Raw genomic sequence first — 14,426 nt, 5'->3', positions numbered from 1 at the left:
CGGGGCGAGAAAATGTCTGAAATGCTTCATGCTCAAAACGTCGCCAAAAGCTTTACGCTCCACACACAGGGCAGTGTAACAATTCCGGTTTTTCAGGGTGTTGATTTCACCCTTTCGGGCGGGGAATGCATTGCGCTGACCGGTGAATCGGGTTCGGGGAAAAGTACCTTTATGCGGATGCTTTATGCCAATTACACATGCTCGGACGGGTCCATCAGGGTGTTCCATGATGGTGACTGGCTTGACATCACCACCGCCAGCCCGCATTCGATCCTTGAGGTTCGCAAACGCACCATGGGATATGTCAGCCAGTTCCTGCGCGTGATCCCGCGTGTTCCGACCCTTGAAATCGTGGCTGAACCGCTTGTTGCACTGGGTGCGGCACGTGATCACGCCATGGACAAGGCGCGTGATCTTTTAACCCGGCTTCGCATTCCGGAACGTTTGTGGCAACTTTCGCCCCTGACATTTTCCGGGGGCGAACAGCAACGCGTGAATATTGCGCGTGGTTTTATTGCCGATTATCCGATCATGTTACTTGATGAACCGACCGCATCGCTTGACGCCCAAAATCGTGCCACTGTTTTGGCATTGATTGAAGAAGCCAAGGGACGTGGCGCGGCAATTGCCGGTATCTTCCATGACCATGAAACCCGGGATGCAGTGTGCACCGGGTCGTTTGATGTGACTTCGTTTAAAGTTGGGGCCAATGACTGAACAGATTTTTACCAATGCCAAACTCGTTCTGGCAAATGAAGTCATTGATGGTGCCGTTCAGATCAAAGACGGACTGATTACAGATGTTTCCGACCGGCCATCCAACATTGCCGGTGCCGAGGATATGGGTGGCGATTACCTGATGCCCGGGCTGGTGGAACTTCATACCGACAACCTTGAAAAGCACCTGACCCCGCGTCCCAAAACCCGCTGGCCTGCCACGGCCGCCGTTGTCGCCCATGACAATCAGGTTGCCAGTGCCGGCATCACTACGGTGTTTGATGCCATTTCAGTTGGCGATGTGACAGATGGTTCGGAACGTATCGAACGTCTGATTGAATCGGTCACCGCCCTGGAACATGCCCTTGAAAACAAGCTTCTTCGGGCAGACCATAAACTGCATCTGCGGTGCGAGACGTCCTATGGCGGTCTGGTCGAGGCACTCGACAACCTTGTTGATCTGCCTTTGGTCAAGATGCTCTCGGTGATGGATCACACCCCGGGGCAGCGCCAATTCGTCAGCCTTGATGCCTATTATACCTACTATCAGGGCAAATACGGTATGAGCGACGAAGAGATGCGGAAATTCATCGCATCGCGCAAACGCGATTCCGAACTTTATTCCGTCAAACATCGCCGTCATGTCGTGGATTTGGCACATGCCAAGAACCTTGCCCTTGCCAGCCATGATGACGCAACTGCCGAACATGTTGCCGAGGCCGTGCAGGACAAGATGACCGTGGCTGAATTCCCGACCACCCTTGAAGCAGCCAAGGCATCGCATGAAGGCGGACTTGGTGTGATGATGGGCGGACCGAACCTTGTACGTGGCGGGTCACATAGTGGCAACGTTGCCGCAAGCGATCTGGCAAAGAATGGTTATCTCGACATCATTTCAAGTGATTATGTCCCGCACAGCTTGTTGCACGGGGCGATGAAGCTGTTTGATGATTTTGACGGCTATGATCTGCCACGCGCAATTCGCACTGTATCACTTAACCCGGCAACGCAAGTCGGCCTGACGGACCGTGGTGAAATTGCCACTGGCAAGCGCGGCGATCTGATCCGGGTACATCATTCACCGCATCATCCGATTGTACGCGGTGTCTGGCGTGAAGGTGTCCGTGTGTCATGACCGAACGCCATACCCATGATGGCGCAGTAAAAACCGGACTTCTGGTCCTTGTTGTCGGCCCCAGTGGCGTTGGCAAGGACACCCTTCTGGATGCCGCACGGGAACGGCTCAAAGGTGCAGCGCATATCTGCTTTCCGCGACGCTGCATCACCCGCCCGGCCGGATCGGTCGGTGAGGTTCACATTCCCGTTCGGGCCGAAGATTTCGGTCAAATGGCACGGCAAGGCGCCTTCCTGCTCAGCTGGAAGGCACATGATCTGTGTTATGGCATTCCGCGTCATGTGCAGGATGATGTGGCAGAGGGGAAAACCGTCATCGTCAATGTATCACGCAGTGTGATTGACGATGCCCGATCCCTGATCGGCCATGATCAGGTCCGGATTCTGAGCATCCGGGCCAGCCGGGAAGTTTTGCGCAAACGTCTGGAATCCCGCGGGCGCGAAGATGCCCTTGATATCGAACGACGTCTTGCGCGTGCATCGGCTTATCAGGTGGATGGCAACAATATCGTCCATGTCGATAATGATGCCGATCTTGAAACCGGGATTGCGCGCTTCATCGCCGCCATCGAGATTGATCAGGCCATCGCCAATCGGGCTTGAACCTTGGCTTTCCGATGAAACCTTATAAGCAAAAATGCTGCAGCAAAAACTGCAGCATTTTTGTTTACCCCTTAAGCGCAAATCTTTGCAAAAACCGGAATGGTTTTCCGTCGCCCGGATCCCCGAACAGGCAGATATCGGTGACTTCAAACGGCTCCGCACAGAACGGCGCAACAACGGGTGCCAATGCGTTTTCAAATCGCTCAGCCTGCCCCGGTTCAAGCTTGTTGGTCAGGGTCAGATGAAACCGGAATTCTTCCATCACATAGGGATATCCCCATTCAACCAGATAGGCTTCCTGTCGATCTGTAAGGCCGACCGCGCGGCGTTTGTTCATCGCTGCTTCGTCTTCGGGTTTGCGGAATGCATCAAGATCACGCACCAGCAATGCTGCAAGCGCGCCAAGCCCTTCAATCGGCTCCGTCGGCACAAGCGCCAAAAACCGACCAATTGCCTTTAACGTCAAAGGGCCGCAGCTGAACGGTTTGATATGCGCGGCAACATCCCTGATCGCGGCTTCAAGATCAGCTTGGCCCTGCCCGTCATTAAGGGCAAAGGGGGGCTTTAAAGTCCCGTGAAAACCGTATCGCACGGGGGATGTGGTTGCCGTAATGATTTCGCCCCCATCAAGACCTTCGACAATCAGTCGTGCAACGTCCTGGCCCGTTGTTGCATCACGCCCCAACCAAGCGTCCCCAAACATCCCAAGGTCGCTTTGCGGCGCAGGCGCATAATAAAGTGCATATCGTTGATATTCTGACATGATTTCTCTTTGACAGAATGTCTTGGGGCCAAGCCCCATCTTGGGAATTGTTGCGCCGCCGCGCAACACCCGTTTAACGAAAAACGCCGAAGAATGACATCTTCGGCGCATCACAAGATCAAACACGCATAACAGATCAAACCGTATCGTATTTCAGGCAGAATTCACGCACCGGAAGACTGCGGAAGTCATCAAGCCGATCCCGCAACAAATCATGGGACCAGTCCCACCACTGAATGCGCAAAAGGGCATCAATGATATCGGCCTCGAACCGGGGGCGAAGGGGACTTGCCGGTATGCCCGTTACAATGGTGTATGGCGGCACATCCTTGGTCACCACCGCACCGGAACCGACAACCGATCCAATCCCGATGGTCACCCCACCCTGCACAATCGCACCGTGCCCGATCCAGACATCATGATGAAGCGTCACGCGTTTTTCCCGACGCCAGTCAAAGAATGCCGGATCGTCATCACCAAGCTGATAGGCGCTTGATCGATACTGGAAGTGATGCATCGATGCCCGGTCAATCGGATGTTGACCGGGATTGATACGGGTATGCGCCGCAATATTCACGAATTTGCCGATATCGGAATAGATGATCTCGCTGTCATTCACGACATAGGAATAATCATCCATTTTCGTTTCACGCATGGATGTCCGCGGACCAACTTCAGTCCAGACACCCATTTCGCAATCAACAACTGTTGCACTGGCATCAATCGTCGGTGCTTCTGACAGGGACTTCATGGCAGGCTTGGCCTGCGAAATTTGAAAGCTCATTTAATCAGGTCACCAGTTTGCGCAGACGCTGGGAAACCATATCAAGCAGGCTGACCGAAATGATGATGATGATCATGACCGCGGCGGTTTCCGCGTAATAGAACCCGCGAATATATTCCCAAAGCACCATGCCAATGCCGCCCGCACCAACAATGCCAAGAACGGTGGCCGAACGCACATTGCTCTCAAAACGATACAACGAATAGGAAATCCAAAGTGGCAGGACTTGCGGGATCACGCCGAAAATAACTTCCTGAAGCGCATTGGCCCCCGTTGCGCGAATGCCTTCGACAGGTTCAGGATCAATGGCCTCGACCGCCTCGGAAAAAAGTTTGGCCAACACACCGGTGGTATGGATCCAAAGCGCGAGAACACCGGCAAAAGGACCCAGCCCGACTGCCACAACGAACAACATGGCAAAGACCATTTCGTTAATCGCGCGGAAGGAATCCATCAAACGGCGAACAGGCTGATACACCCACACCGGCACGATATTTTCGGACGAAAGAATTCCAAACGGGATGGAACACACAATCGACAATGCCGTTCCCCAGATCGCGATCTGGATGGTAATCCACATTTCTTCGACATACGTCTTCCACATCAGGAAGTCCGGCGGGAAAAAGCCCTCGGCGAAGTCGACCATATTGCCGCTGTTTTCAAACAGCGCCATCGGGCGCATATCCGCACCTTCCCACGACATAGCCAAAAGGCCGAAAATAATGGCCCAAAGCAGGAAGCTGGATGCAGACCGTTTCAGGTCCTTCGGCGGAAGCTCCGTTGCGACAGACGATGCGGAAGAAATGCTGCTGTTCATCATGTTAATCCCGGAAGGTAAATGCAAACAGGGAGCACCTGTTACGGGTGCTACCTGTCGAAAGGCGGATTATTCGTAGGAAACCAGAATGTCGAGTTCAGCCAGCTTCTTGTCGATAACAGCAATACGGGCTGCTTTTTCGTCAGCGGACAGTTCTTCGGTGTTCTGGATTTTCAGCTTGTCTTTGTACAGAGCAAGCTGACGGATCGGGTAAAGCTGTGCGTTCGAGCTTTCCATGAATTTGCCCATACCGTCCTGGATACCTGCCAGAACCTTGTTGGCACCTTCAACGTCGCCCATACGGCCATAACCAAGGAAGAAGGCCTTGATTTCGGATTTCAGTTCACGCGACAGATCTTTACGATAAACCATCGGGTCAGACGGGATCAGCGGCGAGGTCCAGATCACTTTGACCTTGTCGGTGATTTCCGGCTTGTTCATTTCGGTACGTGCAAGCTGCTCGGAGTTGTTGGCAGCAACATCAACCTGTTTGTTGGCAGTCGCCATCAGGTTGGTTTCGTGGTTCGCATTGCGAACGGTTTTGAAGCAATCCTTCGGATCAACACCGTTCTGCGCGAAGACGTAATAGGTCGGAACCAGGAAGCCCGAGGTCGAGTTCGGATCACCGATACCGAAGTTCAGCGAACCATCACATTTCAGCATGTCGGCAAGCGTATTGAGCTTGTCGTTATCAGCCTGGGTGATGATGTGGGAATAATAGCCGTTGGTGCCATCGGACTTGGAGGTCTGAACGAAAACTTCGCCACCGGCGCGGTCAACGGCTTCCATTGCCGACTTGTTACCGAACCAGCCAACGTGAACCTTGCCAAAACGCATGCCTTCGATGATGCCGGCATAATCCGGTGCAAAGAATGCCTCGATCTCTTTGCCGAGTGCTTTTTCCATGTCATCGATCATCGGCTGCCACTGGGCTTTGAGGTTCGAGCTCGATTCAGTCGAGATAAAACCGAAAACCAGTTTCTCCGGGTCCTGTTCAAGCGGCTTGTACTCGACGTCAGCCGCGGCAATACCGGATGCCAGCAATGTTGCAGCCAGTGCTGCGGATGCAATTGTCTTACGGATCATAGGAAGTCCCCTGTCAAATATGAATTGGACGTGTTTCGATGAGGTAAGGCAGTCAGAAATTCGACCCGGCTAGCTTGACGCCACGGCCAGATCCTTTTTCGCAACGGGCTCTGCTGCGGGACGCGGCGCGTCCTCGGAACCGTCTGCAAAAAGCTCGGAAGAATATTCGCCGTAAAGTTCGCGCAGGAATTCCGGCGTCAACTGGGTTGATGGCCCGTCAAAAACAACAGAACCATCGCGCATGGCGATGGTTCGTTTGCAATAATCCTTGGCGTAATCGACCTGATGAAGGGAGACGATAACGGTCACGTTGTCTTCGCGGTTTACACGATCAAGGGTGTTCATCACCTTGCGCGAGGACGCCGGATCAAGGGATGCGATCGGCTCATCCGCAAGGATAAGGCGCGCACCCTGGGTGATGGTGCGCGCAATTGCGGCACGCTGCTGCTGACCACCCGAAAGGTTGCGGGCCTTTTTTGATGCATCCGCATCAATGCCAACGCGATGCAGGGCCGCCATGGCACGCATTTTTTCCGATTTGGTAAACAGACCAAGCGACCCGCGCCAGGCTGGCACGCGGCCCAGCAGCCCCATCAAAACATTGGTCAAAACCGAAAGGCGGCTGACAAGATTGAATTGCTGGAAAACAACACCGATTTCCGCACGAACCTTGCGCGCGCCACGGGAAATTTTACCGTTTTCCTGAATCGTTTCACCAAACACAACGATTTTGCCGCCGTCGCGATCCCCGCGCAGCAAACCGGCAATATGACGGATCAGTGTTGATTTACCTGAACCTGACGCACCGATCAATGCGACCATCTCGCCTTCCCGTACCTGCAACCTGACATCGTTCAGTGCACGCTTGTCACGGGTAAAGCTTTTGTTCAGTCCAGAAATATCTACAACCAGCATCAAGAAATCGCCTGCATGTGTTTCACTGGATGAAGAAACTACGCATGAATGGCGACTCTACAGTGACACTGATGTTACAGTTCGATGATTACGGCGCTTGATTTACACCAACAACAATCAAACTTGTCTATACATCAAATATTCATCAAAATAAAAACGATGCATACTTAAATAAAAACTGAAATATTATTGAAAAATATCAGAATAATTTTCTTATTGATGCAGGACATGAGCGCACGCGAATTTAATTCCGCATGCGTTCACGCACAGATCACCTGCTATTATCGTGTGATACCCGGTTCTAGATGATCGCGTTGATTGCGGCCATAACATCGTCTTCGATCTCAATGCCCTCGGCTTCGGCGGTAAGACGCGCCAACTTGCCGCGACGTCCCGGAAGACGTACACCTTCTTCAGACGCGATTTCATTGGCGATTGCCGCAAGATGATCAACAACACCGGCCCTACCGGTTGCAACCGGGTCAATCGCAATGATCATTTGCCCCAATGCAGGTGGCTTGCCCTTGTCATCAAACAGCGATGACGACTGATGACCAAACTGTGCCCCGGTCATGCCAGCTGCCAGCAATTCAACCATCATGGCAAGTGCCGCGCCCTTGACCCCGCCTGCCGGAACCATCGTCCCATCCAGTGCTTTGACGGGATCGGTTGTCGGATTACCCTCGGGATCGAATGCCCAGTCATCGGGGATATCAACACCCTTTTGCTTGGCGGCCATGATCTTGCCACGGGCGACTTTCGACAGGGCCAGATCAATAATGATCGGATCACCGGCATCGCCAACCGGAATACCGAACGCAATCGGGTTGGTGCCAAACATCGGACGCCGCCCGCCCCATGCTGCCATCGCAGCCGGTGCGTTGGCAAACATCATTGCGGCAAGCCCCTGCTCCGCCAGACGTTCTACAGTCAGCCCCATGACACCGGCATGGTGGGATTTATGGAACGAGGCAATCGCGATCCCTTGGCGCCGTGCCATGTCAGGCAGATGATCCATCATCAGATCAAGTGCCGGATAGGCAAATCCATATTGCGCATCAATGCGCAGCACACCCGGTGCTGTGCGCTCCAGAACCGGGGTTGCATGGCCATCAACCTTCCCGGCGCGGGCCTGCGCGGAATAAGCCGGAACCCGCCGAAATCCGTGACCACCTTGCCCTGATGCCTCGGCTGTGACCAAGGCCGTGGCAACGGATGCCGCATTGGCCTGACTGACATGGCAGCGCATCATTGTATCACGAACAAGCGCGTGGGCATCGGAAAGTGAAATCTTCATGGTCATCTTTATCCTGGATATCGGCTGAAACAGCCACGGGCGGGTTTTCCACAATAATCCCATGTCGCGCCATCAGGCAAAGACGTTTTCAGAACCCTCCCCCCTGCCAGAGTATTGATGGAGCTTATAAATATGGAACTTTGTGCTAAAATCCTGCCGCAAACGTGCTTCAGACTCCCCCGGTAACAAGAATTCAACGGCCCAGATCATTTTGGGTACCGCAATCAAATTTCCGTAAAACGGGATCACGATCAAACAAGGAGCCCAGATATGCGCCGCATCAAACCGATCATGTTTTCATCGATGGCTATGGCAACGGCGTTGCTTGTCTCTGCCTGCAACACAACCGGACAAAGCACCATGACCGCAGATTGGTCTTCTGTTGTTGGCAAGGAATGGCAGCTCACCATTCTCACGGACGGGAACAAAACCCTGACACCAACCGCACCAATCAAGGCCAGCGCCAATTTCACCGAAGACGGCAAGGTTAATGGCATAAGCGGGTGTAACAACTACTTTGGTACCTATAGCCAGGATGCAGGAAAACTGACTTTCTCGCCACTCGGCGCGACCCGAAAAATGTGTTTTGGTGACGCGATGGACATCGAAAACACGTTCAATTCTGCAACCACGCTGGTAACCGCCTGGCAGCTTGATGGTGGCAATCTTGTTCTGAATGATGCCAGTGGCAAACCGGTCATGACCTTTACATCCCCGGCTCCTTGATCAAGGCTGCTTCGCACACGACGTCTCCGAAACGCAAAGAAGGGTGCCACATTGGGCACCCTTCTTTATTTCCTGATCACAAAGGCGATCATGTGAAGCAGCTAGTCCTCTGAGGGTGTTGCTTCGGAATTGGGACCAACCGCGGCTGGCTCGGTTCTCAATCCCTGAATGATCGAATAGCACGCCAGAAGCAGAACAATCGCAAACGGGAACCCGGTTGAAACCGCCATTGCCTGTAGCGACCCAAGGCCGCCGCCCAACAACAGGGCAATCGCAACCAGCCCCTCAAAGGTGCACCAGAACACACGTTGCGGTACCGGCGCATCGACCTTGCCACCGGCTGTGATCGTATCAATCACCAGCGACCCGGAATCCGATGACGTGACAAAGAATACAATCACCAGAATAATGCCCAAGAACGACGTAATGGCATGCAACGGCAATTGTTCCAGCATGATGAACAGCTTGATCGGTAAACCTGCCTCGGCAATTGCCGTAACGCCTTCACTGACTATGTGAACTGCGGTTCCACCGAATGCTGTCATCCAGAACACACAGACCAGTGACGGAATGATCAGAACGCAGGTGATGAATTCCCGCACCGTCCGGCCCCGCGAAACGCGGGCAATAAACATCCCGACAAACGGCGACCAGGAAATCCACCAGGCCCAATAAAACGACGTCCAGCCCTGGCTGAAGTTGGTGTCTGCACGATCAACCGGATTTGACAGGGCCGGCAGATATTCGACATAGGCCACCAGCGAGGTAAAGAACCCCTTGATGATGTCCATGGTCGGACCGACCAAAACAACAAACAGCAACAACAATGCCGCCAGAACCATATTGATTTCCGACAGGCGCTTGACCCCGGCATCCAGTCCGGCCAAAACCGAAATCAGGGCAACACCGGTAATCGCAATGATCAGGAAGACCTTTGAACCATCCGTAACCGAAATGCCAAACAGGAAATCAAGACCGGCATTGGCCTGTTCTGCCCCGAAGCCAAGCGACGTCGCCAAACCAAACAGGGTGGCAAAGACCGCCAGAATGTCGATGACATGACCGGTCCAGCCCCAGACACGCTCGCCAAAGATCGGATAGAATACCGAACGCATGGTCAATGGCAGGCCCTTGTTAAACGAAAACAGGGCCAATGCCAGTGCAACCGTTGCGTAAATAGCCCAAGGATGAAGCCCCCAGTGGAAAATGGTCGCAGCCATGCCAAGCTCGAACGCAGCATCGGGATTGGCCGCGGCGGCCCCCAGCGGGGCCCAATCCGTACGCAAGCCATCATCGCCAACCGCAACTCCGCCCAGCGAAGTCGAGAAATGCGAAATCGGCTCGGACACGCCATAAAACATCAGGCCGATCCCCATGCCCGCGGCAAACAGCATCGCAAACCATCCGGAATAGGAATAATCAGGCACTGCATCCGCACCGCCCAGACGCACCCGACCGAGGGGCGAGACAATCAGGAACAGGCATAACAGCACAAAGATGTTTGCAGCTGACAGGAAGAACCAGTCAAAGGTCGAGGTAAGCCAACCGCGCAAATCATTAAACATCGGTCCGACACTTTCCTGAAACGCAAGCGTCAGGAAAACAAAGGCCACAATCGACAAACCGGAGATCAAAAAGACCGGGTTATGGACATCAAGTCCGAAAGGCCCGATCTCGGTCTGGATATTATCTTGCCCGATTTCATAATCTGTTTCGATCGGGTTCGCTGCACCGTCCGGGCTTTCAATGCCCGTCTCTGCTTCTGACCCCATGTCAAACTCCCAAGAATTGTGAACGGACAGCTACCCCTAGCTGTCCTTACTCAAAGACACGGTTGTTTAACGCACGAAGTCCCCGAATGATCCGGATGCACGGCAATATATCTGCCAGAAACTCAGGAAGGTGATCGGAAATACCCATATTCCTGACATCCAAGAACCAAAAAGGACCGGTTTCCCGGTCCTTTCACATGCTGCTATCTCTATTTCTGTCCTTAATCCTGCGTGACCATCTCCCGAATGGCACTGCACAGATGGGCAAAGCCCTCCTTTGCCCCGGCACTCATTCGACGCGCCCGTAGCCAACCGTGGATCATCTGGGGTTCTTCACGGTATTGAACCGATATCCCTGCCCGTGCCAACCGCGCTGTAAACTCCCGCCCATCATCGCGCAGCGGATCAAAATATGCTGTGGTGATATAGGTTTGTGGCAAATCGCGCAGGTCATCGGCCGACAGAACATGGGCAAAGGGATCATCCATCGGCGCCTTAAGGACATCACGGTAATAAATCACATCATCGGTGCTTAATCCGGGTGCATTTGCCATCTGGCCATAACTTGGCCAGTTCAAATCACCGCCAAGTGCCGGATAAATCAGGGCCTGACCCAGAATTTGTTTACCGAAACCGTCTTCACGTGCCCGCACAGCCAACCCTGCGGCAAGCATTCCACCGGCACTGTCCCCGACCAGAACAAGTTTCTGGCCGGTTGCCAACAGATGCTGCATGACCTGTCGGCAATCATCATGCTGATGCGGCCAGATGAATTCGGGTGCCAAGCGATAATCGATTGCGGTTAACTCGGCCTGTGCCGCATACGCAATATCAGCACAAATTGCATCGTGACTATCGCGTGATCCGACGACAAAGCCCCCGCCATGCATATAAAGAATACGGTTTGATGTTGTCAGCATGGCCGGGCGGTAATGGCGCACCGGCACATCACCGATCACCTCGTCACGCACTTCCATGCCATCGGGATGCGGAAAGGAGAATTGTGCACAAAGTGCGTCGTACCAGATGCGCTGTTGCTCAATCGTCGCGGCAACTGCATCCGGCGGGAAAAAGCTGTCGCATTTGGTAATAAAGGACCGAATGCCCTCTTCATCAGGCATTTGGCCATAGCTGATCTCAAATGAAACCGGGTCGGACTCCGACATCTGGAAAACCTTGCGCGTTGGGACAGGTCGAAATTAACGCGGTTCCCCGACCTTTAAAAGAATTCTCTCAGTCTACAGCGCAATGCTTTCGACGCTGTCTTTCAAAAGCTGCGCACTTTTCTCAAGCTCTTCAAACTCTTCGCTGCTCAGATCGGGCATCAAATCCGCACTGATCCCGTCTACACCAATAACCCGCGGAATTGACAAGGCCACATCCCGCACGCCGCCAACTTCCGGCATCACACAGGATACGGTTAATACATCATGCTGATCACGGGCAATCGCCTTTACAATCCGGGCCAGACCTGCACCAATCCCGTAATAAGTCGCTCCTTTGCCCTTGATGATTTTGTATGCAGCGTTGCGCACACCATCATCGATCCGCGCGCGGACATCGCGGGTAATCGGGGAACCGACCTGTGCGGCAATTTCGGCCAAGGACAACGATCCGACTTTCGCATTCGACCAGGCCAAAACTTCGCTGTCACCATGTTCGCCAAGAACATAGGCATGCACTGATTGCGGCGATATTCCCAGGTGCCGACCTAAAAGGCTCCTGAAACGTGCGGTATCAAGGATGGTTCCCGAACCGATCACACGACCAGCAGGCAACCCTGAAATACGTTGGGTAATCTGGGTCATGATATCGACCGGGTTCGATGCAATCAAAAGGATGGCCTCCGGTGCGACTGATAAAACCTTGCCGACCACATCCTTAAAGACCGCTGCATTGCGCTCCAGCAACGCCAAACGGGTTTCTCCGGGCTTTTGACTGACCCCGGCGGCCAGAATGACAACCTTTGCCCCAACCAGCCCGTCATAATCTGCGGCCTCCACTATGGTCGAGGACATAAAGGGCACGGCATGGGCGATATCTTCGGCTTGGGCGACCGCAAGGTCATGATTGTGATCGACCAGAACCACCGTGCTGGCAAGTCCCATGACGGCAAGCGCATAACCCGCCGAGCTTCCCACCATACCTGCGCCGACAATCCCGACCTTCATCACACGTTCTCCTGATTTCTGTAGTCCGATCAAAAAGATAATGCCATTTCAGCAAGACAGATAAAAGTGAGGATGATCTCTTTGATGTCACAGGTGGCATAACGTGTTTGGGAACACCTTCCGCCCCCTACTTCAATGACATTGCAAGACTTGCCACAACATCGCGAAGCCATTGGTGACCGGGATCACCATTGCGCCGCTCATGCCATATCTGAACAAATGAAAATGACGGGATCGAAAAGGGCGGTTCAAAAATGGCAAACGCCGGATTGCCATCCATATGCTGTAGCGCCTTGTGTGCAACCGTAAGAATCAGATCGGTTCCCCCAATCAACCGAGTTGCATTTGCCCAATGAGGCAGCGTCACGGCAATCCGGCGGGTGTGGCCGCAAGCAGCCAAGGCCGCATCTATCTCGCTGATGTTTTCATCTTTCATCGTCACCAAGATATGGGGTCGCGCAAGATACCCTTCCAACGCACGCGGGTCATGACCGCTCAACTGTGCCTGATCTGCCAGACAAGCAAAATGTTCCACGAACAGTTGTTGGGCTTCGATCCGGTCGGGCAGTTTCGGGAACACACCCAAAGCAAGATCGCATTCTCCGTCCCGCACCATTCCCTGCATCACATCTCGGCTTGAATGAACGATCTCCACATCAATTCCCGGTGCATCACGTCGCAGCACATTCAAAAGCCCGGGCAAAATGACAGATGAACCATAATCAGACATCGCCAGTCTAAACGTCCGCTTTTCCCTTGCCGCATCAAAGCCCTCGGGTTCAAGGACTTCCTGCATTTGCCGAAGGGCTTCGGTCAGTATCGGCGCAATTTCGAGTGCCTTCGCACTGGGGATAAGCTTCCCGCCGCGACGGATCAGCAAGGGATCATCAAACAGATGCCGCAAACGACCAAGCGCATGGCTAACCGCTGGCTGGCTCATATTGAGGCGTGTCGCGGTACGCGAAACATGCTGCTCAGCCAGCAAAGCATCAAGGACAACCAGTAGATTAAGGTCAACGCCGCGAAGAGAATTCGTTTCATGCATAACTTGGATAATATATCGGAATTTCCATTAGTGAAATAAATAGCGTTTCTGGTCTGCATTGGAGGTTCATCATGCAAACCAGCTCACTCTTTCTAATCCTTGCTGCCATCGTCACCGGTGCCGTGGTTCCGTTTCAAGCCGGTGCCAACGCCGCTCTTGGGCGCTCGCTCGGCCATCCCCTGTGGGGAACACTGATATCTCTTTGCATCAGTTTTGCCTGCATCCTGCCTGTCATGGCTTTTGCGAAAGTCGGCATACCAACTCTGTCCAATCTCACGCACACTCCGCGATGGATTTGGATCGGGGGTATCGTCGGCGTTGTTTACATTACCGGCGCGTTGATGCTCGCACCAAAGCTTGGCGCTGTCGGCTTCATCATGGCTGTCATTGCCGGGCAAATGCTTGCCTCAACCATCATTGATCAATGGGGCCTTGTAGGACTGCCCCAGAAACCCGTCACCTGGTCCCGTCTGGTCGGCCTTGGTTTGATCCTTCTTGGACTGATTGTCATGCAGGTACAGTTGCTTGGTTCAAAACCTGCCATCAAGTTATGAGCACAGGTTCTAATGCTGACCCAAGACTAAAACGACAAAACC

At 53.4% G+C, this 14,426-nt stretch carries 15 protein-coding genes; 5 read left to right on the top strand and 10 right to left on the bottom strand.

Annotated elements, in window-relative coordinates:
* Positions 1-12: 12 nt before the first annotated feature.
* The 3 genes from phnL to phnN are packed head-to-tail and all read left to right on the top strand — an operon-like array spanning position 13 to position 2,454.
* Entirely contained in the window at positions 13-717 is a 705-nt protein-coding gene (phnL, locus tag TH19_RS08385; protein WP_220151715.1) for a phosphonate C-P lyase system protein PhnL, read from the top strand.
* Positions 710-1,852 (top strand): alpha-D-ribose 1-methylphosphonate 5-triphosphate diphosphatase, encoded by a 1,143-nt coding sequence (locus TH19_RS08380; RefSeq protein WP_114101908.1) that lies wholly within the window; start codon positions 710-712, stop codon positions 1,850-1,852. The genes phnL and TH19_RS08380 overlap by 8 nt, the downstream gene beginning before the upstream one ends.
* Positions 1,849-2,454 carry a phosphonate metabolism protein/1,5-bisphosphokinase (PRPP-forming) PhnN gene (gene phnN / locus TH19_RS08375; protein ID WP_181846364.1) on the top strand — a complete coding sequence of 202 codons (606 nt, stop codon included), beginning with the start codon at positions 1,849-1,851 and terminating at the stop codon, positions 2,452-2,454. The genes TH19_RS08380 and phnN overlap by 4 nt, the downstream gene beginning before the upstream one ends.
* A 64-nt stretch (positions 2,455-2,518) precedes the next feature.
* On the opposite strand, the gene TH19_RS08370 is transcribed toward phnN, so the two are convergent.
* The 6 genes from TH19_RS08370 to TH19_RS08345 all read right to left on the bottom strand — a co-directional run bounded on the left by TH19_RS08370 (position 2,519) and on the right by TH19_RS08345 (position 8,116).
* Entirely contained in the window at positions 2,519-3,217 is a 699-nt protein-coding gene (locus TH19_RS08370; RefSeq protein WP_114102156.1) for a DUF1045 domain-containing protein, read from the bottom strand.
* A 136-nt stretch (positions 3,218-3,353) separates the two neighbouring features.
* Positions 3,354-4,001 (bottom strand): LbetaH domain-containing protein, encoded by a 648-nt coding sequence (locus TH19_RS08365; protein WP_114101907.1) that lies wholly within the window; start codon positions 3,999-4,001, stop codon positions 3,354-3,356.
* Positions 4,002-4,005: 4 nt separating this feature from the next.
* Positions 4,006-4,818 (bottom strand): phosphonate ABC transporter, permease protein PhnE, encoded by an 813-nt coding sequence (gene phnE, locus TH19_RS08360; protein ID WP_114102155.1) that lies wholly within the window; start codon positions 4,816-4,818, stop codon positions 4,006-4,008.
* Positions 4,819-4,887: 69 nt separating this feature from the next.
* Positions 4,888-5,904, bottom strand: coding sequence for a phosphonate ABC transporter substrate-binding protein (gene phnD, locus TH19_RS08355; RefSeq protein ID WP_114101906.1), 1,017 nt, complete (start codon positions 5,902-5,904; stop codon positions 4,888-4,890).
* Between the two features lie 69 nt (positions 5,905-5,973).
* Complete coding sequence (gene phnC, locus TH19_RS08350; RefSeq protein ID WP_114101905.1) at positions 5,974-6,819, bottom strand: phosphonate ABC transporter ATP-binding protein; 846 nt, start codon at positions 6,817-6,819, stop codon at positions 5,974-5,976.
* 301 nt (positions 6,820-7,120) lie between these two features.
* On the bottom strand, positions 7,121-8,116 hold the full coding sequence (locus tag TH19_RS08345; protein WP_114102154.1) for an Ldh family oxidoreductase: 996 nt from the start codon (positions 8,114-8,116) through the stop codon (positions 7,121-7,123).
* Positions 8,117-8,386: 270 nt separating this feature from the next.
* Between TH19_RS08345 and TH19_RS08335 the strand changes: the two genes are divergently transcribed.
* Positions 8,387-8,842, top strand: a complete 456-nt coding sequence (locus tag TH19_RS08335; protein WP_114101903.1) for an META domain-containing protein — start codon at positions 8,387-8,389, stop codon at positions 8,840-8,842.
* Between the two features lie 101 nt (positions 8,843-8,943).
* Here the strand turns inward: TH19_RS08335 and TH19_RS08330 are convergent, their stop codons facing one another.
* The 4 genes from TH19_RS08330 to TH19_RS08315 form a co-directional block, all read right to left on the bottom strand.
* Positions 8,944-10,614, bottom strand: a complete 1,671-nt coding sequence (locus TH19_RS08330; protein WP_114101902.1) for a BCCT family transporter — start codon at positions 10,612-10,614, stop codon at positions 8,944-8,946.
* Between the two features lie 221 nt (positions 10,615-10,835).
* Entirely contained in the window at positions 10,836-11,780 is a 945-nt protein-coding gene (locus TH19_RS08325; protein WP_114101901.1) for an alpha/beta hydrolase, read from the bottom strand.
* A 72-nt stretch (positions 11,781-11,852) separates the two neighbouring features.
* The gene (locus TH19_RS08320) at positions 11,853-12,785 is read right to left on the bottom strand and encodes an L-lactate dehydrogenase (RefSeq protein ID WP_114101900.1); all 933 of its coding nucleotides are present in this window, start codon (positions 12,783-12,785) and stop codon (positions 11,853-11,855) included.
* A gap of 127 nt (positions 12,786-12,912) precedes the next feature.
* Positions 12,913-13,830, bottom strand: coding sequence for a LysR family transcriptional regulator (locus TH19_RS08315; RefSeq protein ID WP_114101899.1), 918 nt, complete (start codon positions 13,828-13,830; stop codon positions 12,913-12,915).
* Between the two features lie 71 nt (positions 13,831-13,901).
* On the opposite strand from TH19_RS08315, the gene TH19_RS08310 reads away from it, so the two are divergent.
* Positions 13,902-14,384, top strand: a complete 483-nt coding sequence (locus tag TH19_RS08310) for a DMT family transporter (RefSeq protein ID WP_114101898.1) — start codon at positions 13,902-13,904, stop codon at positions 14,382-14,384.
* Positions 14,385-14,426: the final 42 nt, after the last annotated feature.

Source organism: Thalassospira profundimaris (assembly GCF_003326675.1).
In the GTDB taxonomy this organism is placed as follows: domain Bacteria; phylum Pseudomonadota; class Alphaproteobacteria; order Rhodospirillales; family Thalassospiraceae; genus Thalassospira; species Thalassospira aquimaris.
Note: the sequence above shows the minus strand (reverse complement) of the source record. Positions and strands in the feature narration are given on the sequence as shown.